Here is a 17610-nt window from a genome sequence, read left to right on the forward strand (position 1 = left end):
GCGCCCTTGACAGGATCTGTCGGCCCGTCAACTCTGGCCGGAGAGCCGATCGGGGAGGCGAGGATGCCGGCAGCCCGGGAGTCCTTACTGGAGGCGGCGGGAGCCGCGCTCTGCGCGCGCCCCTGGCCGTCCGTGCGCATGGTCGAGGTGGCAGCGGCGGCCGGGGTGTCCCGGCAGACCCTCTACAACGAGTTCGGCGGCAAGGCGGGCCTGGGCAGTGCCCTGGTCCGGCGCGAGGCCGACCGGTACCTCGACGGCGTGGACCGGGCCCTGGCCGCCCCGGCGCAGGCCGCCGAACGGCTCGCCGCCGTCGCGGAGTGGACCGTACGCGCCGCCCGCGCGCAACCCCTCGTACGGGCCCTGCTCACCGGCAGCTGGGACGCGGACCTGCCCGCCGCGGGACGCCGGGCGCCCGCCCCCGGTGAGCTGGCCCGGGCCGTCCGCGACCGGGCGGCCGCCGCGCTCACGCCGGGGGAGGGCCCGCAGCGGTGCGAGCTCGCCGTGCGCCTCGCCCTCTCCTACGTGATCGCCCCGGGAGAGGAACCGGGGGCGGCCGAGCTGCTCAGGCTGCTCCGGGAGCTCAGTGCGCCGACCCGGACAGCTGGAGTCCGATGACCCCCAGGATGACCAGCGAGATCGAGACGAGCTTGAGGGTGGACACCAGGTCACCGAGGAAGACCATTCCGTAGATCGCGGTCCCGGCCGCGCCGATGCCCGTCCACACCGCGTACGCCGGTCCCACGTCCAGCTTCTTGAGGGCCAGCGTCAGCAGACCGAAGCTGCCGAGCGCGAAGCACGCGAAGGCGACGGTCGGCCACAGCCGGGTGAATCCGTGGGAGAGCTTGAGGCAGACCGCGAAACCGGTCTCCAGAAGTCCCGCGACCACGACCAGCAGCCACGCCATGTCGAATGCCTCCCCGCGTCACGTGACATCACGTCACTTGGTGGGATTATGCATTTATCCAGCCGGGACCCCCGACAAACACGGCACACCCCGCCGGACGGTCAGTCGCCTTCGCGCCGCTCCCGCGTCTCCAGCAGCCGCCGCAGCGAATACAGCCGCGCCGGGTCCGCGTGTCCGCCCTCCACCCACTTGTCGAGCGCGCAGTCCGGCTCGTCGTGGCTGCACGCGCGCGGGCACTCCTCCGTACCCGGCACCAGCTCCGGGAAGGCCAGGATCACCCGGGACGGGTCCACGTGGTGCAGGCCGAAGGAGCGCACGCCCGGGGTGTCGATGACCCAGCCGTCGCCGCCCGGCAGCGGCAGCGCGAGCGCCGAGGTGGTGGTGTGCCGGCCGCGGCCGGTCACCGCGTTGACCACTCCGGTGGCGCGCTGGCGGCCCTCGGCGACCAGCGAGTTCACCAGCGTGGTCTTGCCGACGCCCGAGTGGCCGACGAAGGCGGTGATCCGGCCGTTGAGGTGCTCGCGCACCCGGTCGGCCGCGTCTCCCGCCGCCAGCTCCTCGCGGTTGGTCACCACGTACTTCAGCCCGAACGTCGAGTAGATCTCCAGGATCTTGTCCGCGGAGGTCAGGTCGGACTTGGTGAGCACCAGCAGCGGCTCCAGGCCGGCGTCGTACGCCGCCACCAGGCAGCGGTCGATCATCCGGGGCCGCGGCTCCGGGTCGGCCAGGGCCGTGACGATGGCCAGCTGGTCGGCGTTGGCGACGACCACGCGCTCGTACGGGTCGTCGTCGTCGGCGGTGCGCCGCAGGACGGACTTGCGCTCCTCGATCCGCACGATGCGGGCCAGGGTGTCCTTCTTGCCGGTCAGGTCACCGACGATCCAGACCCGGTCGCCGACCACCGCGGCCTTGCGGCCGAGCTCGCGGGCCTTCATCGCGTGCACGGAACGGCCCTCGACCAGGCAGGTCAGCCGGCCGCGGTCGACGGTCAGGACGAAGCCCTCGGCCGCGTCCTCGTGCTTGGGCCGGATGCTGGTCCGCGGCCGGTTGCCCTTGGGGTTCGGGCGCTGCCGGATGTCGTCCTCGTCGGTGTGCTTGCCGTACCTGCGCATGACCGGCCCTACGCTCCCGCACCCGCTCCGGGCGTCCCGGAACCACCGGCATCCCCGGCGAGCATGTCCGCCCACATCTGCGGGAAGTCCGGCAGGGTCTTCGCGGTCGTCGCCACGTTCTCGATCTGTACGCCCTCCACCGCCAGGCCGATCACCGCGCCCGCGGTGGCCATCCGGTGGTCGTCGTACGTGTGGAACACGCCGCCGTGCATGCGGCGCGGCCGGATGCGCAGGCCGTCCGCGGTCTCGGTGACGTCGCCGCCGAGGGCGTTGATCTCCTTGGTCAGCGCGGCCAGCCGGTCCGTCTCGTGCAGCCGCAGGTGCGCGACCCCGCGCAGCACCGACTCGGAGTCGGCCAGGGCCGCCACCGCCGCGATGCCCGGGGTGAGCTCGCCGACCTCGCCCAGGTCCACGTCGATGCCGTGGATCTTGCCCGTGCCGGTGAAGACCAGGCCCGCGTCGGTCAGCTCGCAGGAGCCGCCCATCTCCGTGAAGATCCGGCGCAGCGCGTCACCGGGCTGCGTGGTGCGGCGCGGCCAGTCCGGGATGGTCACCGTGCCGCCGGTGATCAGAGCCGCGGCCAGGAAGGGCTGGGCGTTGGACAGGTCCGGCTCCACGACCAGGTCGCGGCCGAGCAGCGCGCCGGGGGAGACCCGCCACACGTTCTTCTCGCCGCCGGCCTCCGGGGTGTCGACCTGGGCGCCCGCAGCGCGCAGCATCTCCACGGTCATCCGGATGTGCGGCATCGACGGCAGGGTGGCGCCCACGTGCCGGACCTCGACGCCCTGGTTGAAGCGCGGGGCGGAGAGCAGCAGCGCGGAGACGAACTGCGAGGAGTTGCTGGCGTCGATCTCGACCGTGCCGCCCTCCAGGGCCCCGCCGCCCTGGACGGTCATGGGCAGCGCGCCCCGGCCGTCGTCGTCGATCCGGGCGCCGAGCGTGCGCAGGGCGCTGATGACCTGGCCGAGCGGGCGCTCGTAGGAGCGCGGGTCGCCGTCGAAGCGGATGTCCCCGTCGGCGAGGGTGGCGACAGGCGGCAGGAAGCGCATGACGGTGCCGGCGTTGCCGACGTCCACGGTCGTCGGGCCGTGCAGGGCCGCCGGGATGATCCGCCAGGCCTCGCCGCCCACTGCGCCGTTGGTGGCACCGGCGGAGCTGGAGGAGACCGTCTCCTCGATGCCGACGCCCAGCGCGCGCAGCGCGTCGGACATCAGCTGGGAGTCGCGCGAGCGCAGCGGGCGGCGCACCCAGCCCGGCTCGGCGGCCAGCGCGGCGAGCACGAGGGCGCGGTTGGTGACCGACTTGGAGCCCGGCACCGTGACGGTGGCGTGGACGGTCCCGTCGGCGAGCGGAGCGGGCCAGAGGGCAGGGAGCGCGGGGGTCTCGGTCATGGCCCCCACTTTAGTGGCTTCCTCCGGCCCCAGATCTTGATCGCGTCCCGGTCTCACGGGGTGGTCACAGGGCGAGCAGCCAGCGTCCGCCGCCGATCAGCGAGCACAGCGCGACGATGTGGAAGAACAGCAGCCACACCACCGGATGCAGGTGGGTGAGGCGGCCCAGCTGGTCGGCGTCGGAATCCGGGGCTCCGCCATTCCTCCGCTTGGCCCCCAGCTCGAAGACCGGCCGGACCCCGCCGAGGATCAGGAACCACACCACCAGGTAGGCGAAGGCGGCCTGCACCTCGGCCGGGGTCAGCCAGGACACCAGCAGGAAGGCCCCGCCCGTCAGCACCACGGTCAGCGCCCCGTACGCGTTCCGGATCATCACCAGCATCGCCACCAGCAGGGCGGTCGCCGCCCACAGCAGCAGCGTGATCCGGTGCGCGGAGAGCAGGGCCGCCCCGCCGAGCCCGAGCAGCGAGGGCGCCGTGTACCCGCCGGCGGCGGTCAGGATCATGCCGAGCCCGGTCGGCTTGCCCCGGCTGACGGTGACCCCGCTCGTGTCCGAGTGCAGCCGTATTCCGCTGAGGCGCCGCCCGGTCAGCAGCGCCAGGAGGCCGTGCCCGCCCTCGTGCGCGATGGTGATGGCGTTGCGGGAGAGCCGCCACAGGGGGCGGGGCCCCACGGCGGCCAGCGCGACCAGGCCGGTCACGATCACCAGCCACCGGTCGGGCGGGGTCTGTATGCCCGTGAGCCGGTCCCAGAGGCCGGCCGTCGTGCTGCTGTCCATGGGTTGGCGGACTCCTTGCGGTGATGACGGGGTGGCATGGCAGTGTGACAGCCATGTGCGGACGGTATGCGGCGAGTCGTGGACCCGAGGACCTCGTGGAGGCCTTCGGCATCGAGAAGTGGGAGCCGGAGGAGGCCCTGGCCCCCGACTGGAACGTGGCTCCGACCAAGGAGGTGCACGTCATCCTCGACCGTCCCCTGAAGGACGCTTCGCACCCGCGTCCGGTTCGCCAGCTGCGCACCCTGAAATGGGGCCTGGTCCCCTCCTGGGCGCAGAACCCCGACGGCGCCGCCCGGATGATCAACGCCCGGTCCGAGACCCTGCACGAGAAGCCGTCCTTCCGCCGCCCCTTCGCGCAGCGCCGCTGCATCGTCCCCGCCGACGGCTACTACGAGTGGGTCACCGCCCACGACGAGCGGCAGCTGGAGGTGGAGGGGAAGAAGAAGCGCGCCCGCAAGCAGCCCTACTTCGTGCTCCCCTCCGACGGCTCCGTCTTCGCGATGGCCGGGATATACGAGTTCTGGCGCGACCGGACCCTGCCCGACGAGCACCCGCTCGCCTGGTGGGTCACCTGCTCGGTGATCACCACCGAGGCCGAGACGGGACCTCTGGGCGTACCCCCGGCCGAAGGGCCGCGCTCGCTGTCCGAGATCCACCCGCGGATGCCGCTCATGCTGACCCCGGACCGCTGGGACGCCTGGCTGGACCCCGCGAACACCGACACCGAGGGATCCCTGCGGGAGCTGCTGGCGCCGCCGCCGGGCGGGCTGATGCGGGCCTACCCGGTGTCCACCGCCGTGAGCAACGTCCGCAACAACGGGCCCGAGCTGCTGGAAGAGCTGGCCGCACCGGAAGAGGCGACCCTCTTCTAGGCCCCGCCCCGGGCAGGATGGGGCGCATGACCACGCGTACCGAGAGCGTAGACACCCCGGCGGGCGAGGCCCGCATCACCTGGCACACCGCCCGCGCGGCGAAGCTCGTGCTCGCCGTGAGCCACGGCGCCGGCGGCGGCATCGAGGCCCGCGACCTCCAGGCGCTGGCCGCCGCCCTGCCCGCCCGCGGGATCACGGTCGCGCTGGTCGAACAGCCCTGGCGGGTCGCCGGGAAGAAGGTCGCCGCCGCGCCCAGGGTGCTGGACGAGGGATGGCGCGCGCTGTGGCCCGCGCTCGCGAAGCCCGGGCTGCCGGTCGTCGCGGGCGGTCGCAGCGCCGGGGCCCGGGTGGCCTGCCGGACCGCCGTCGAGCTGGGCGCCGCCGGGGTGCTGGCGCTGGCGTTCCCGCTGCACCCGCCGGGCCGGCCGGAGAAGTCCCGCGCCGCGGAGCTCACCGGGGCCGGCCGGCCCACGCTCGTGGTCCAGGGCGGCCGGGACCCCTTCGGGCGTCCGGAGGAGTTCCCGGAGGGAGAGCACGCGCTGGTGGAGATCCCGTACGGCGATCACGGTTTCGCCGTGCCGAAGAAGGCGGACCTCACCCAGGACGAGGCCCTCGGGAAGATCACCGGCGCGGTCGCGGAATGGCTGCTGAAGCTCCCGGCCGGGAAGTAGCGGGAGCGGGGAGGAAGCGGAAGGCCCGAAAACCCGTCCGGTGCGCGGGAATGCGCCGCCCGGCCCTTCTGTTGTCTCGGATGTCGGTACGTACGGGAACTTGTCGGAGGAGAGGGAGCGCATGACCCAGGTCATCAGTCAGAACCGTCGGCAGGCCGCTGACCTGGACTGGACTGTTCTTCCTGCCCCCAAGCGCAGCACGCTTCGGGCGGCGGAGGGCCGGGATGGTCGACTATTCTCCGATTCGAGCGGATCCGCTTTCGGAGCCGCCACGCAGTCGGAGGAGGTGGGTCCTGTCGCTGGGACCGACGAAGGCCACGCGGAGGAGACGACCCCGGAGCGCAATGCGCGCTTCGAGCGGGACGCCCTCGGCTACCTCGACCAGATGTACTCGGCCGCGCTGCGCATGACGCGCAACCCGGCCGACGCCGAGGACCTGGTCCAGGAGACGTACGCGAAGGCATACGCGTCCTTCCACCAGTTCCGCGAGGGCACCAACCTGAAGGCGTGGCTGTACCGCATCCTGACCAACACGTTCATCAACTCCTACCGCAAGAAGCAGCGCGAGCCCCAGCGCAGCGCCGCGGAGGAGATCGAGGACTGGCAGCTGGCACGCGCCGAGTCGCACATGTCGACCGGACTGCGCTCCGCCGAGTCGCAGGCGCTCGACCACCTGCCCGATTCGGACGTGAAGGAAGCGCTCCAGGCCATTCCCGAGGAGTTCCGCATCGCGGTCTACCTTGCCGACGTAGAGGGCTTTGCGTACAAGGAGATCGCGGACATCATGGGTACACCCATCGGTACGGTCATGTCACGACTGCACCGTGGCCGCCGTCAACTCCGCGGAATGCTGGAGGACTATGCCCGCGAGCGCGGGCTGGTTCCCGCGGGCGCGGGAGAGTCGAACGACAGGAAAGGCTCGGGCTCATGAGTTGCGGAGAGCCGCACGAGACAGAGTGCTCTGAGGTCCTGGACCACCTGTACGAGTTCCTCGACCATGAGATGCCCGACAGCGACTGCACGAAGTTCGAGACCCACTTCGGCGAATGCAATCCCTGTCTGGAGAAGTACGGCCTGGAGCAGGCCGTGAAGAAGCTGGTCAAGCGCTGCTGCGGGTCGGACGACGTGCCGAGCGACCTGCGGTCGAAGGTGATGGGCCGGATCGAGCTGATCCGGTCGGGGCAGGCGGTGCCCGATCACGACGTCACCGCCGACAACCCCGCCCCCGGCTGACCTGATCGGCGAAGCACGGAACAACCGCCCCCGGAAGGGCACTTCGTTCACCCGAATGTGCTAATCCGGGGGCGTCCACTTGGCGCAATACGAAAATGTGGCCCACCTCGCTCGGGGCCCCACTTATTCTCCCCATTCGGTACTGGTTTGATTCGGTACCCGGCTTGTACGGCCAAGGGGAGGAGAGTGCCATGCGGGTACTTCCGCCGATGGCGCGCGGATACATCCTGTGCGCCGTCCTCGCGGCCGCAGCGTGCGTCACTCCGGCCCTCACGGATTCCGGTACGCCCTGGGCGGCCGTCGTCCTGCTCGCCCTGCTCTACCCCGGCTGCGAACTCGTGAAGATCTGCCCGCTGCTGGGCGGCCGGGTGCCCGAGGGCATCGGCTCCTTCTTCCCCGTGGTGCTCGCCGCCGTCTTCCTCCTGCCGCCCGCCGCCGCCGCGCTCGTGGCGCTGCCCGGCGGATTCGCGGGGACTGTGGCCGAGCGGCCCGCCCGGGTGCGCCGCATCTGGCACGGCGCCCAGCAGGCCATGGCCGCCTGGGCCGCCGGCCAGGCGTACGGGCTGCTGCGGGGTCCGGCCGCCCTCGGCGGAGGGCCTTCCGTGGGGTCCGGTCCCCCCGGCCGGGTGGCGGACTTCCCCTACGTGATGCTCCCCGCGGCGGCCGCGGCCGTCGTCTTCTGCCTGGTGCTCACCGCCCTCGACGGCGGCATCCTGGCCACCGCCGAACGCCGTCCCGCCGCCACCGCCTGGCGCGGACTGCTCACCGCCTCCCTCGCCCCGCACTGCGTCCACGGGCTCGCCGGACTGATGATGGCCGTCATGTGGCGCAGTCCGTACGGGATCCCGGCCGCACTGCTCGTCCTGCTGCCGATGTACATCTCCTGCTGGGTCTTCGCCCAGTACCACCGCGAGCGCGCCGCCCACCGGGCCACCATCCGCGCCCTCGTCCAGGCCGTCGACATCAAGGACCGCTACACCCGCGGCCACAGCGAACGGGTCGGCCAGGCCTCCGCGATGATCGCCCGCGAGCTGGGCATGGCCGACGACCGGATGGAAGTCGTGCGGATCGCCGGGATCCTCCACGACGTCGGCAAACTGGGCGTCCCCACCCGGCTGCTGCGCAAGGACGGGCCGCTCACCCCGGAGGAACGCCGGATCATCGAGCTGCACCCCGAGTACGGGCACGAGATGGTGCGCGGCATCGGCTTCCTCGGCGAGGCCCGCTCCGCGATCCTGCACCACCACGAGCGGGTCGACGGCTCCGGCTACCCGTACGGGCTGACCGGCGAGCAGATCCCGGTACTGGCCCGGGTGGTGGCGGTGGCCGACGCCTTCGACGCGATGACCTCGACCCGCTCCTACAGCCGGGCCCGGCCGGTGCCGGTGGCCCTGGCCGAGCTGGACCGGTGTGCGGGGGCCCAGTTCGACCCGGCGATGGTGCGGGCCCTGACGGGCGCCATCGGCCGGCACGGCTGGCACCCGGTGGTCACCTCGGACGAGGACCTCCAGGTGATCAGCGCCGGCGCTCCCGCCGGGGCCGCGGGTACCGGGGGGCCGGGTCCGTCGGGCCTGCCGGGTCTGCCGGCGCAGGGCTCCGGTCCTGCCGACGGGACCGCCGGGCCCCCCGGGAGCGCCCGCGCGGCCGCGTCCCCCGCGAGGGCGGCGCTGAGCGTCCTTCCCGCGCAGGAAGCGGCGCCCGCCGGCGCGGACGGCCCGGGGAACACGGCTCCGCCCGCCGGCGGGACGCCCCCGGCCGCGGGGCCCGGTCGCGGTGCGGACGGCGCCGGGGCGGGCGGATGAGGGCCGCGGCCGTGTGGACGGTGCGGGGGGCCGCGGCCGTGCTGACCGTCGTCGCCCTCGGGCACACCCTGTGGAACGGTGTCGTCGAGCCCGGCGCCGCCCTGGCCTTCGGCGCGCTGATCGCCGTCGGCGAGCTCGCCCGCCGGGACCGGCAGGACGGCTCCGTCGACCGGCTGCCCGCGCCGCTCGGCTCCGCCGGCGCCCTCGCCTACGCCCTGCTCGGCCAGAACGCCGGCCAGCCCTCCCGCCACGGGGTGCTCCAGATCGTCGCGGTCGTCGTCGCGGCGGCCCTCGCCGGGATCGTCCCGCACATCGCCCGGGGCCGCGGCCCGGCCCTCGACCACCTGTCCCGCCGGGTGCTGACCGTCGGCTTCGCCGCCGTCTGTTTCCAGCCGCTCTACAATTCCGGCCGGCTGGAGGAACGGGTGGGCCAGGGCCCGTACCTCGTCGTCTTCCTGCTCTGCCTCCTCGGCCTCACCGCCCTGTGCGACGCCGTCCTCGCCGCCGCGCTGGCCGGGGCCCGCACCGGCTGGCCGTACGGACCCCTGCTGCGCGACGAACTGCGCGCCCAGCTCGGCATCGGTGCGGCGATCTGCGCCACCGGGGTCGTGATGGCGCTCGGCGCGGCCGTCGCGGGCCTGTGGGCCATCCCCGTCTTCAGCGTGCCCCTGCTGCTGACCCAGCTGTCCTTCCACCGGATCACCGCGATCCGCACCACCTACCGCCAGACGATCACCTCCCTGGCCCGCGCCACCGAGATCGCCGGCTACACCCGGCCGGGCCACTCCCGCCGGGTCGCTGCCCTGAGCTGCGCCGTCGGCCGGGAGCTGGGGCTGTCGGAGCGGGAGCTCACGGTGCTGGAGTACGCCGCCCTGATGCACGACATCGGCCAGCTCTCCCTCGTCGACCCGGTCCCGGACGGGGCCACCGCCGGGCTGCCCGCCCCCGAGGCCCGCCGGATCGCCGGGCTGGGCGGTGAGGTGGCCCGCCAGACCGGGGTGCCCGCCGAGGTCGCCGTGGTGGTGGAGCGGCAGGCGGACCCGTACCGGCAGCAGCCCGTGCTGGCCCGCATCGTGCGCACGGTGAACGCGTACGACGACCTGGGCGGCGGGAGCCGTCACCCGGGCGGCTCACTGGCCGCCATGGAACAGCTCCGCCTGGGCACCGGGCACGATTACCAGCCGGAGGTCGTGGAGTGTCTGGCGAGGGTTCTGGCCAGGGGTGGACGTGACAGAGTTGTTCCTGTCCGACCGGGGTAACCCATGGGTAATGAGCGGCCGTCCGAGTGGGCATGGTTGGATGCCAGTAAGAGTGTCCGCAAGGCTGCACCGTTGTCCCCCAGCCACCGCTGGGAGGGTGCCCCCAGGCAGGCGGGAATCGTGAGGATCTTCGGGAAGGTACGGCATCGGCCCTCCGCCTCGTGGCGGCAGGCCACCGACCGCGCGTTCACGCTGATCGGCGACGGTCGGTACGAGGACGCGGGTGCGCTCCTGACCAGAGCGGCGGACCTGGAGCCCTGGCTGTCCGAGTCCTGGTTCAATCTGGCCCTGCTGCACAAGTTCCGGCACGACTGGGAGCAGGCACGGTCCGCGGGACTGCGCGCCGTGGCCCTGCTGGACCGGGAGACCGGCGCCCCGGACTGGTGGAACGTCGGCATCGCCGCGACCGCCCTGCAGGACTGGCCGCTGGCCCGGCGGGCCTGGCAGGCGTACGGGCTGAAGGTGCCCGGCGACGCACACGGTGCGGGCGGCAAGGGCAGTGGCGAACCGGTCGGCATGGAGCTCGGCAGCGCCGCCGTGCGGCTCTCGCCGGAGGGCGAGGCCGAGGTGGTCTGGGGCCGTCGGCTGGACCCGGCCCGGCTGGAGGTCCTGTCGATCCCGCTGCCGTCCTCGGGGCGGCGCTGGGGCGAGGTCGTGCTCCACGACGGGGTCCCGCACGGTGAGCGGATCACCGCGGCCGGCCCCTCGTACCCCGTCTTCGACGAGATCGAGCTGTGGGCGCCGTCGCCGGTGCCGACCTGGGTGGTGCTGCTGGAGGCGGCCACCGAGGCGGACCGCGACGCGCTGGAGCAGCTGGCCTCGGACGCCGGCTTCGCCGCCGAGGACTGGTCCTCGTCGGTGCGGCTGCTGTGCCGGACCTGCTCGGAGAGCGAGATGCCCAGCGACGAGGGCGACGGCGAGCACCTGGATCCGCACGACCACAGCGAGCCGGGGCACCCCGGGCCGCTGGGGCACCGTACGGCCGGCTCCGGTTCCCTGTGGGTGCCGGAGCGCGAATGCGGTATCGCTGCGCCGGCCGGGCTGGTGCGCGGACTGCTCGACGGCTGGGTCGCGGACAGCCCGGGCACCCGTGAGTGGCGGGATCTCGAAGAAGTCTGCTGAGCCGGGCCGTAGGCTGTACGGGCACATCGGTGGCCATTGGCGACCACCGGTGACTTGGACTTACGGAAGGCGTACGGCGGACATGTCGCAGCAGGAGAACGAGGTTGTCGAGGTCGTGAACGACGGGTACGTAGTGGACACGGAGGACTGTGCGGAGCGCGAGCTCGCCCACCGTGAGCGCGGCACCGCCCGCCCGATCACCGTCGTCGGCAACCCGGTCCTGCACAGCGAGTGCAAGGACGTCACCGAGTTCGGCGACGAGCTGGCGCAGCTGATCGACGACATGTTTGCCAGCCAGAAGGCCGCCGAGGGCGTGGGCCTCGCCGCGAACCAGATCGGCGTGGACGCGAAGGTCTTCGTCTACGACTGCCCGGACGACGACGGCGTGCGGCACACCGGTGTCGTCGTCAACCCGAAGCTCGTCGAGCTGCCCGCGGGCACCCGGGTGCTGGACGACTCGAACGAGGGCTGCCTGTCGGTCCCGACGGCGTACGCCTCGCTGGCCCGCCCGGACTACGCCGAGGTCGAGGGCCAGGACGCCCAGGGCAACCCGATCAAGGTGCGCGGCACCGGCTACTTCGCCCGCTGCCTCCAGCACGAGACCGACCACCTGTACGGCTACCTCTACATCGACCGCCTCTCGAAGCGGGACCGCAAGGACGCCCTGCGGCAGATGGAAGAGGGCACCCCGCGCTACGAGACCGTCCCGAACGCGTAGCCCCTCGGCCGGCTAGGCGGCCTGCGGGCCCCGGAAGGTGCGCCGGAAGGAATTCGGCGTGGTGCCCAGGGTCCGCAGGAAGTGGTGGCGCAGGGCGGCCGCGTTGCCGAAGCCGGAGCGGCCGGCGATCGCGTCCACCGTCTCGTCGGTCGACTCCAGCATTTCCTGGGCCAGCAGGACCCGCTGCCGCAGCACCCACTTGTACGGGGTGGTGCCGGTCTCCTGGAGGAAGCGGCGGGCGAAGGTGCGCGGTGACATGTGCGCGCGCTCCGCGAGCTGTTCGACGGTGATCTCTTCCTCCAGGTGGCGGGCCATCCACTCGATCACCTCGCCCACGGTGTCGCAGGAGGTCCGCGGCAGCGGCCGCTCGATGTACTGGGCCTGCCCGCCGTCCCGGTGGGGCGGTACGACCATCCGCCGCGCGATGGTGTTGGCCACCTCGGCCCCGTGCTCCTGGCGCACGAGGTGCAGGCAGGCGTCGATGCCGGAGGCGGTGCCGGCGGACGTGATCACCGGGCCCGCGTCGACGTAGAGCACGTCCGGGTCGACCAGCGCCCGCGGGAAGCGCCGGGCCAGCGTCCCGGCGTGCATCCAGTGCGTGGTGCAGCGCCGGCCGTCCAGCAGCCCCGCAGCCCCGAGCACGTACGCGCCGCTGCACACGCTGAGCACCCGCGCTCCCCTGTCCACCGCGCGGCGCAGCGCCTCCAGGAGCGGTTCCGGGAACGTGCGGTCGCCCGCGTCGCGGAAGGCGGGCACGCAGATCAGGTCGGCGCTCTCCAGCCGCTCCAGCCCGTGTTCGGGGGAGACCGTGAAGCCGGTGCCGGACATGGCCAGCGGACCTTCCTGCGCCGCGCACACGGCGAAGTCGTACACCGGCAGTCCGTGATCGCTGCGGTCGATTCCGAAGACTTCGCAGAAGATCCCGAACTCGAAGGGGGCGATCTCGTCGAGGAGGGCCACGGCCACGTTGGTCAGCATGCCTCCAGTGTGGCAGTAATTCGCTCTTTCATGACAGTCCTGCCACTGTGCGAGTTTTCCCCAGAGGAGGAAAGTGGAGACATGAACACCTTCCTGAGCTACCTCACCGTCCTTGCCGTCGCCGCCCTGGTGCTCGCCCCCAGCCTGTACGGCGTTCTGCGCGACCGTCGGATCGACCGCCAGCTGCGGGCCGTCGAGACCCGGCTCGTGTGGCTGCCGCGCCAGAAGGCGGGCGGCCTGCCGCCCACCGTCCGCCGGCCCCGCGCCCGGCACGCCGGGATGCACTGGGGCCCCGTCGCCCACTGAGCCGGGGCGACCGTGCACAGGGGCAGCCGGACGACAGGGCGCCGGAAACGCGAGAAGCCGGGACGCGGTGGTGTACCGCATCCCGGCTTCGCGGCGTCACCGCGTCCCGACCGGGGACCCCGGAAGACCGGGGACCCCTAGAAGTCCTCTTAGAAGTCCTCGTCCAGGTCGACCGTGCCCTCGACCGCGACCTGGTAGGCCGACGGCCGGCGCTCGAAGAAGTTGGTCAGCTCCTGGACGCCCTGCAGCTCCATGAAGGAGAACGGGTTCTGCGAGCCGTAGACCGGGGCGAAGCCGAGGCGGACCAGACGCTGGTCCGCGACGCACTCCAGGTACTCGCGCATCGACTCGGTGTTCATGCCCGGCAGACCGTCGCCGCACAGGTCGCGGCCGAACTGCAGCTCCGCCTCCACGGCCTCCTTGAGCATGTCGGTGACCTGCTGCTGGAGAGCGTCGTCGAAGAGCTCCGGCTCCTCCTTGCGGACCGTGTCCACGACCTCGAAGGCGAAGTTCATGTGCATGGTCTCGTCACGGAACACCCAGTTGGTGCCGGTGGCCAGGCCGTGCAGCAGGCCGCGCGAGCGGAACCAGTACACGTACGCGAAGGCGCCGTAGAAGAACAGGCCCTCGATGCACGCGGCGAAGCAGATCAGGTTCAGCAGGAAGCGGCGGCGGTCGGCCTTCGTCTCCAGCCGGTCGATCTTCTCGACCGAGTCCATCCACTTGAAGCAGAACTGCGCCTTCTCGCGGATGGACGGGATCTCCTCGACCGCGTCGAACGCGGCCGCCCGGTCGTCCGGATCGGGCAGGTAGGTGTCGAGCAGCGTCAGGTAGAACTGGACGTGCACGGCCTCCTCGAACAGCTGGCGCGACAGGTACAGGCGCGCCTCCGGGGAGTTGATGTGCTTGTAGAGCGTCAGCACCAGGTTGTTCGAGACGATCGAGTCACCCGTCGCGAAGAACGCGACCAGGCGGCCGATCATGTGCTGCTCGGCGGGCGTCAGCTTCGCGAGGTCCGCGACGTCCGAGTGGAGGTCGACCTCCTCGACGGTCCACGTGTTCTTGATCGCGTCCCGGTAGCGCTCGTAGAAGTCCGGGTAGCGCATCGGGCGGAGCGTGAGCTCGAAGCCCGGGTCCAGGAGGTTCTTCTTGTCGGTGGAGCTCATTACTGGCAGGCCTCGCAGGACTCGGGGTTCTCAAGGGAGCAGGCGAGCGCTTCCGCGGCCGCGGCGTCGGCGGCGGCGTCGGCCAGCGGGAGCGCTGCGGGGGTGGCGGCCTGCGCGGCGCGGGCGATCTTCGTCGCGGGGCGCGAGCGCAGGTAGTACGTGGTCTTCAGACCCTGCTTCCAGGCGTACGCGTACATCGAGCTGAGCTTGCCGATGGTGGGCGTCTCCAGGAACAGGTTCAGCGACTGCGACTGGTCCAGGAACGGCGTACGGGCCGCCGCCATGTCGATCAGGCCGCGCTGCGGGATCTCCCACGCCGTGCGGTACAGCTCGCGGACCTCGGCCGGGATCCAGCCGAAGCCCTGGACCGAGCCGGAGGAGTCGCGCAGCGCCTCGCGGGTCTGGGCGTCCCACACGCCGAGCGCCTTCAGCTCCTCCACCAGGTAGCCGTTCACCTGGAGGAACTCACCGCTGAGCGTCTCGCGCTTGAAGAGGTTGGAGACCTGCGGCTCGATGCACTCGTACACGCCGGCGATCGAGGCGATGGTGGCCGTCGGGGCGATGGCGAGCAGCAGGGAGTTGCGCATGCCGGTCTCGGCGACGCGGGCGCGCAGCGCGTCCCAGCGCTCCGGCCAGTTCAGCTCGACGTCGTAGTGGTCCGGGTGCAGGACGCCGCGCGCGGTGCGGGTCTGCTCCCAGGCCGGCAGCGGGCCGCTGCGCTCGGCCAGGTCGCACGAGGCCTCGTACGCCGCGAGCATGATGCGCTCGGAGAGCTTGGTGGAGAGGGCCTTCGCCTCGGGGGAGTCGAAGGGGAGCTTCAGCTTGAAGAAGACGTCCTGGAGGCCCATCGCGCCCAGACCCACCGGGCGCCAGCGGGCGTTGGAGCGGCCGGCCTGCTCGGTCGGGTAGAAGTTGATGTCCACCACGCGGTCGAGGAAGGTCACGGCGGTGCGGACGGTCTCGTCCATCCGCTCCCAGTCGATGTCGCGACCGTCGGCCGTGTCGATGACGAACGCGCCCAGGTTGACCGAGCCGAGGTTGCAGACGGCCGTCTCGCCGTCGTTGGTGACCTCGATGATCTCGGTGCACAGGTTCGAGGAGTGCACGACCGTGCCCGGCTCGGCGGTCTGGTTCGCCGTGCGGTTGGAGGCGTCCTTGAAGGTCATCCAGCCCTGGCCGGTCTGCGCGAGGGTGCGCATCATCCGGCCGTACAGGTCACGGGCGGGCATGGTCTTGCGGGCCAGGCCGTCCGCCTCGGCCTTGCGGTAGGCGGCGTCGAACTCGTCGCCCCACAGGTCGACCAGCTCGGGCACGTCGGCCGGGGAGAACAGCGACCAGTCGGCGTCGGCGTTCACGCGGCGCATGAACTCGTCCGGCACCCAGTGGGCGAGGTTCAGGTTGTGCGTACGGCGCTGGTCCTCACCGGTGTTGTCGCGGAGCTCCAGGAACTCCTCGATGTCCGCGTGCCAGGTCTCCAGGTAGACGGCGGCGGCGCCCTTGCGGCGGCCGCCCTGGTTCACGGCGGCGACGGAGGCGTCGAGGGTCTTCAGGAACGGCACGATGCCGTTGGAGTGGCCGTTGGTGCCGCGGATCAGGGAACCGCGGGCGCGGATGCGGGAGTACGACAGGCCGATGCCGCCCGCGTGCTTCGACAGGCGCGCCACCTGGTGGTAGCGGTCGTAGATCGAGTCGAGCTCGTCCAGCGGGGAGTCCAGCAGGTAGCAGGAGGACATCTGCGGGTGCCGGGTGCCGGAGTTGAAGAGGGTGGGGGAGGAGGGCAGGTAGTCGAGGCGGCTCATCAGCCGGTACAGCGAGGCCACTTCCTCGACGGCCTGGACGCTCTCGTCCGCGGCGAGGCCACAGGCCACGCGCAGCATGAAGTGCTGCGGGGTCTCGATGACCTGACGGGTGATCGGGTGGCGCAGCAGGTAGCGGCTGTGCAGGGTGCGCAGGCCGAAGAAGCCGAAGCGGTCGTCGGCGCCCTCGGCGAGGGTGAGCTCGACGAGCGAGTCCAGGCGGCTCGCGTGCGTGCGCACGAACTCGGCCGTGCGGTCGGCGATGAGGCCCTCGCGGTGGCCGACCTCGACGGAGGCCGAGAAGGAGGTGGAGCCCTGGCTCGCGGCCTCGTCGCGCACGGCCAGCGTCAGCAGCCGGGCGGCGAGCCGGGAGTAGGCCGGGTCCTCGGAGATGAGGCCGGCGGCGGCCTCCGTGGCCAGCCCGCGCAGTTCGGCGTCGTCGGCGGCGGAGCTGCGGCCGCGCAGCGCGGAGGCGGCGACGCGCCCGGGGTCGGTGTCGGGGAGGTCCGCCGTCAGTTCGGTGAGGGTACGCAGCAGCGTGGCCCCCGGGCCCTCGGTGTTGTCGCCAGAAACGGACTCGGCGCGCGGTGCGGAAGGCGCGATGGTCACGGCGGGAGCTCTCCCTCGCTCGGCCCGGTCATCGGCGGAGCGGGGCGCGAGCGGGCGCATGCGGGCGTGGCAGGAACGCGTACGCACCGCATGGCGTCCACCGGCCCAACCGCGAGGCCCGGACGTGTCGGCACCCGGTTCGGTCGAGCCGGGCGCGCTGTCGGCAGGTCATCGGACTTGGTGTCCGGTGGGCGGACACTTCATACCGTTGCGGGACAGTTCCGGATTCACACCGGATTCCCCTGCGGGACAGCAGCCTTGAGCATACATGTGGGGGCGGCCGTATGCGGCAACCCCCACATGTAGTGTCGGCGCGGCTACAGCTTGAGCCGATACGCGAGGAGTGTCAGGCCCGGGATCGGCGCCCAGTCCCGCTCGGGAACGCGTACGAAGCCCAGTCGCGCGTAGATCCGGTGGGCGCCGGCCATGCTGCGCTGGGTGGAGAGCACGATGCCCGTGACCCCCTCGACGGCCCGCGCCCGCTCGATGCACGCCCGCACCAGAGCCTCGCCGGCGCCCTGCCCGCGCCCCTCGCGGGCCACGGCGAGCATCCGGAACTCGGCCTCGTGCGGGCCGGCGATGTCGGCGAGCGGGCTGCCGGGGGCGGCGAAGGTCACCCCGCCCAACACCCGCCCGTCCCGCTCGGCGACGAGCACCTCGGCCACGGCGGCCCGGCCGGCCACGTCGCGCAGCACGTTCAGGTAGTAATCGTCCTCGTTGGCGTCGAGATGCCCGTCGGCGAGGTAGGCCTGCGCCGTGATCTCACCCAGCTCCGCGTACTCGGCGGGCAGCGCCCTTCTGATCACCATGTCCATGCGGTCGAGTGTGCAGGACGGGTGTCGGCGGCGCTGTCGTCAAGGTCGGCACCGGCACGAAGGCCCCGCCGGAATCAT

18 protein-coding genes and 1 riboswitch are annotated in these 17610 nt (G+C 72.2%); of the genes, 10 read left to right on the forward strand and 8 right to left on the reverse strand.

What is annotated here, in order from left to right:
- The first annotated feature begins 63 nt into the window (after window positions 1-63).
- The gene (locus OG472_RS28980; RefSeq protein ID WP_405831909.1) at window positions 64-615 is read left to right on the forward strand and encodes a TetR/AcrR family transcriptional regulator; all 552 of its coding nucleotides are present in this window, start codon (window positions 64-66) and stop codon (window positions 613-615) included.
- Here the strand turns inward: OG472_RS28980 and OG472_RS28985 are convergent.
- The 4 genes from OG472_RS28985 to OG472_RS29000 all read right to left on the reverse strand — a co-directional run bounded on the left by OG472_RS28985 (window position 581) and on the right by OG472_RS29000 (window position 4185).
- Entirely contained in the window at window positions 581-904 is a 324-nt protein-coding gene (locus OG472_RS28985) for a multidrug efflux SMR transporter (protein WP_030011402.1), read from the reverse strand. The two genes, OG472_RS28980 and OG472_RS28985, sit on opposite strands and share 35 nt — an antisense overlap.
- 101 nt (window positions 905-1005) lie before the next feature.
- The gene (gene rsgA, locus OG472_RS28990) at window positions 1006-2016 is read right to left on the reverse strand and encodes a ribosome small subunit-dependent GTPase A (protein ID WP_401606663.1); all 1011 of its coding nucleotides are present in this window, start codon (window positions 2014-2016) and stop codon (window positions 1006-1008) included.
- An 8-nt stretch (window positions 2017-2024) separates the two neighbouring features.
- Complete coding sequence (gene aroA / locus OG472_RS28995) at window positions 2025-3407, reverse strand: 3-phosphoshikimate 1-carboxyvinyltransferase (RefSeq protein ID WP_401606661.1); 1383 nt, start codon at window positions 3405-3407, stop codon at window positions 2025-2027.
- 64 nt (window positions 3408-3471) lie between these two features.
- Window positions 3472-4185 (reverse strand): M50 family metallopeptidase, encoded by a 714-nt coding sequence (locus tag OG472_RS29000; protein WP_405831911.1) that lies wholly within the window; start codon window positions 4183-4185, stop codon window positions 3472-3474.
- A 53-nt stretch (window positions 4186-4238) separates the two neighbouring features.
- Between OG472_RS29000 and OG472_RS29005 the strand changes: the two genes are divergently transcribed.
- The 8 genes from OG472_RS29005 (at window position 4239) to def (ending at window position 11862) form a co-directional block, all read left to right on the forward strand.
- Complete coding sequence (locus tag OG472_RS29005) at window positions 4239-5057, forward strand: SOS response-associated peptidase (RefSeq protein WP_401606658.1); 819 nt, start codon at window positions 4239-4241, stop codon at window positions 5055-5057.
- A 26-nt stretch (window positions 5058-5083) separates the two neighbouring features.
- Complete coding sequence (locus tag OG472_RS29010; protein WP_405831913.1) at window positions 5084-5728, forward strand: alpha/beta family hydrolase; 645 nt, start codon at window positions 5084-5086, stop codon at window positions 5726-5728.
- 286 nt (window positions 5729-6014) lie between these two features.
- Window positions 6015-6659: a sigma-70 family RNA polymerase sigma factor gene (locus tag OG472_RS29015; RefSeq protein WP_030709911.1), complete on the forward strand. Its 645-nt coding sequence runs from the start codon at window positions 6015-6017 to the stop codon at window positions 6657-6659.
- Window positions 6656-6961: a mycothiol system anti-sigma-R factor gene (rsrA, locus tag OG472_RS29020; protein ID WP_030032336.1), complete on the forward strand. Its 306-nt coding sequence runs from the start codon at window positions 6656-6658 to the stop codon at window positions 6959-6961. Before OG472_RS29015 ends, rsrA begins: the two co-directional genes overlap by 4 nt.
- A 191-nt stretch (window positions 6962-7152) precedes the next feature.
- On the forward strand, window positions 7153-8763 hold the full coding sequence (locus tag OG472_RS29025; RefSeq protein ID WP_405831915.1) for an HD-GYP domain-containing protein: 1611 nt from the start codon (window positions 7153-7155) through the stop codon (window positions 8761-8763).
- Window positions 8760-10022: an HD-GYP domain-containing protein gene (locus OG472_RS29030; RefSeq protein WP_405942209.1), complete on the forward strand. Its 1263-nt coding sequence runs from the start codon at window positions 8760-8762 to the stop codon at window positions 10020-10022. Before OG472_RS29025 ends, OG472_RS29030 begins: the two co-directional genes overlap by 4 nt.
- A 120-nt stretch (window positions 10023-10142) precedes the next feature.
- Window positions 10143-11144 (forward strand): hypothetical protein, encoded by a 1002-nt coding sequence (locus OG472_RS29035; RefSeq protein ID WP_351291610.1) that lies wholly within the window; start codon window positions 10143-10145, stop codon window positions 11142-11144.
- A gap of 82 nt (window positions 11145-11226) precedes the next feature.
- Window positions 11227-11862, forward strand: a complete 636-nt coding sequence (gene def / locus OG472_RS29040) for a peptide deformylase (protein ID WP_319722992.1) — start codon at window positions 11227-11229, stop codon at window positions 11860-11862.
- Between the two features lie 12 nt (window positions 11863-11874).
- On the opposite strand, the gene OG472_RS29045 is transcribed toward def, so the two are convergent.
- Window positions 11875-12840 (reverse strand): helix-turn-helix domain-containing protein, encoded by a 966-nt coding sequence (locus tag OG472_RS29045; RefSeq protein ID WP_401606649.1) that lies wholly within the window; start codon window positions 12838-12840, stop codon window positions 11875-11877.
- An 81-nt stretch (window positions 12841-12921) separates the two neighbouring features.
- On the opposite strand from OG472_RS29045, the gene OG472_RS29050 reads away from it, so the two are divergent.
- Window positions 12922-13146, forward strand: a complete 225-nt coding sequence (locus OG472_RS29050) for a hypothetical protein (RefSeq protein ID WP_405831918.1) — start codon at window positions 12922-12924, stop codon at window positions 13144-13146.
- Window positions 13147-13295: 149 nt separating this feature from the next.
- Here the strand turns inward: OG472_RS29050 and OG472_RS29055 are convergent, their stop codons facing one another.
- From OG472_RS29055 to OG472_RS29065, 3 genes are all read right to left on the reverse strand, one after another.
- Window positions 13296-14312: a ribonucleotide-diphosphate reductase subunit beta gene (locus OG472_RS29055; protein ID WP_383562773.1), complete on the reverse strand. Its 1017-nt coding sequence runs from the start codon at window positions 14310-14312 to the stop codon at window positions 13296-13298.
- Window positions 14312-16717 carry a ribonucleoside-diphosphate reductase subunit alpha gene (locus tag OG472_RS29060; RefSeq protein ID WP_405942210.1) on the reverse strand — a complete coding sequence of 802 codons (2406 nt, stop codon included), beginning with the start codon at window positions 16715-16717 and terminating at the stop codon, window positions 14312-14314. The genes OG472_RS29055 and OG472_RS29060 overlap by 1 nt, the downstream gene beginning before the upstream one ends.
- A 144-nt stretch (window positions 16718-16861) precedes the next feature.
- Window positions 16862-16993, reverse strand: a riboswitch (cobalamin riboswitch).
- A gap of 41 nt (window positions 16994-17034) precedes the next feature.
- Entirely contained in the window at window positions 17035-17532 is a 498-nt protein-coding gene (locus OG472_RS29065; protein ID WP_405942211.1) for a GNAT family N-acetyltransferase, read from the reverse strand.
- Between the last annotated feature and the right edge of the window lie 78 nt (window positions 17533-17610).

This window comes from Streptomyces sp. NBC_00207 (assembly GCF_045160965.1).
Taxonomy (GTDB): Bacteria; Actinomycetota; Actinomycetes; order Streptomycetales; family Streptomycetaceae; genus Streptomyces.

What these genes read in the sequence shown, in the direction of transcription:
- OG472_RS29030 (WP_405942209.1), top strand. Translation starts at nt 8,760, where the DNA reads ATGAGGGCCGCGGCCGTGTGGACGGTGCGGGGGGCCGCGGCCGTGCTG.
- OG472_RS28980 (WP_405831909.1), top strand. Translation starts at nt 64, where the DNA reads ATGCCGGCAGCCCGGGAGTCCTTACTGGAGGCGGCGGGAGCCGCGCTC.
- OG472_RS29010 (WP_405831913.1), top strand. Translation starts at nt 5,084, where the DNA reads ATGACCACGCGTACCGAGAGCGTAGACACCCCGGCGGGCGAGGCCCGC.
- def (WP_319722992.1), top strand. Translation starts at nt 11,227, where the DNA reads ATGTCGCAGCAGGAGAACGAGGTTGTCGAGGTCGTGAACGACGGGTAC.
- OG472_RS29000 (WP_405831911.1), bottom strand. Translation starts at nt 4,185, where the DNA reads ATGGACAGCAGCACGACGGCCGGCCTCTGGGACCGGCTCACGGGCATA.
- OG472_RS28985 (WP_030011402.1), bottom strand. Translation starts at nt 904, where the DNA reads ATGGCGTGGCTGCTGGTCGTGGTCGCGGGACTTCTGGAGACCGGTTTC.
- aroA (WP_401606661.1), bottom strand. Translation starts at nt 3,407, where the DNA reads ATGACCGAGACCCCCGCGCTCCCTGCCCTCTGGCCCGCTCCGCTCGCC.
- OG472_RS29055 (WP_383562773.1), bottom strand. Translation starts at nt 14,312, where the DNA reads ATGAGCTCCACCGACAAGAAGAACCTCCTGGACCCGGGCTTCGAGCTC.
- OG472_RS29065 (WP_405942211.1), bottom strand. Translation starts at nt 17,532, where the DNA reads ATGGACATGGTGATCAGAAGGGCGCTGCCCGCCGAGTACGCGGAGCTG.
- rsrA (WP_030032336.1), top strand. Translation starts at nt 6,656, where the DNA reads ATGAGTTGCGGAGAGCCGCACGAGACAGAGTGCTCTGAGGTCCTGGAC.
- OG472_RS29045 (WP_401606649.1), bottom strand. Translation starts at nt 12,840, where the DNA reads ATGCTGACCAACGTGGCCGTGGCCCTCCTCGACGAGATCGCCCCCTTC.
- rsgA (WP_401606663.1), bottom strand. Translation starts at nt 2,016, where the DNA reads ATGCGCAGGTACGGCAAGCACACCGACGAGGACGACATCCGGCAGCGC.
- OG472_RS29050 (WP_405831918.1), top strand. Translation starts at nt 12,922, where the DNA reads ATGAACACCTTCCTGAGCTACCTCACCGTCCTTGCCGTCGCCGCCCTG.
- OG472_RS29025 (WP_405831915.1), top strand. Translation starts at nt 7,153, where the DNA reads ATGCGGGTACTTCCGCCGATGGCGCGCGGATACATCCTGTGCGCCGTC.
- OG472_RS29005 (WP_401606658.1), top strand. Translation starts at nt 4,239, where the DNA reads ATGTGCGGACGGTATGCGGCGAGTCGTGGACCCGAGGACCTCGTGGAG.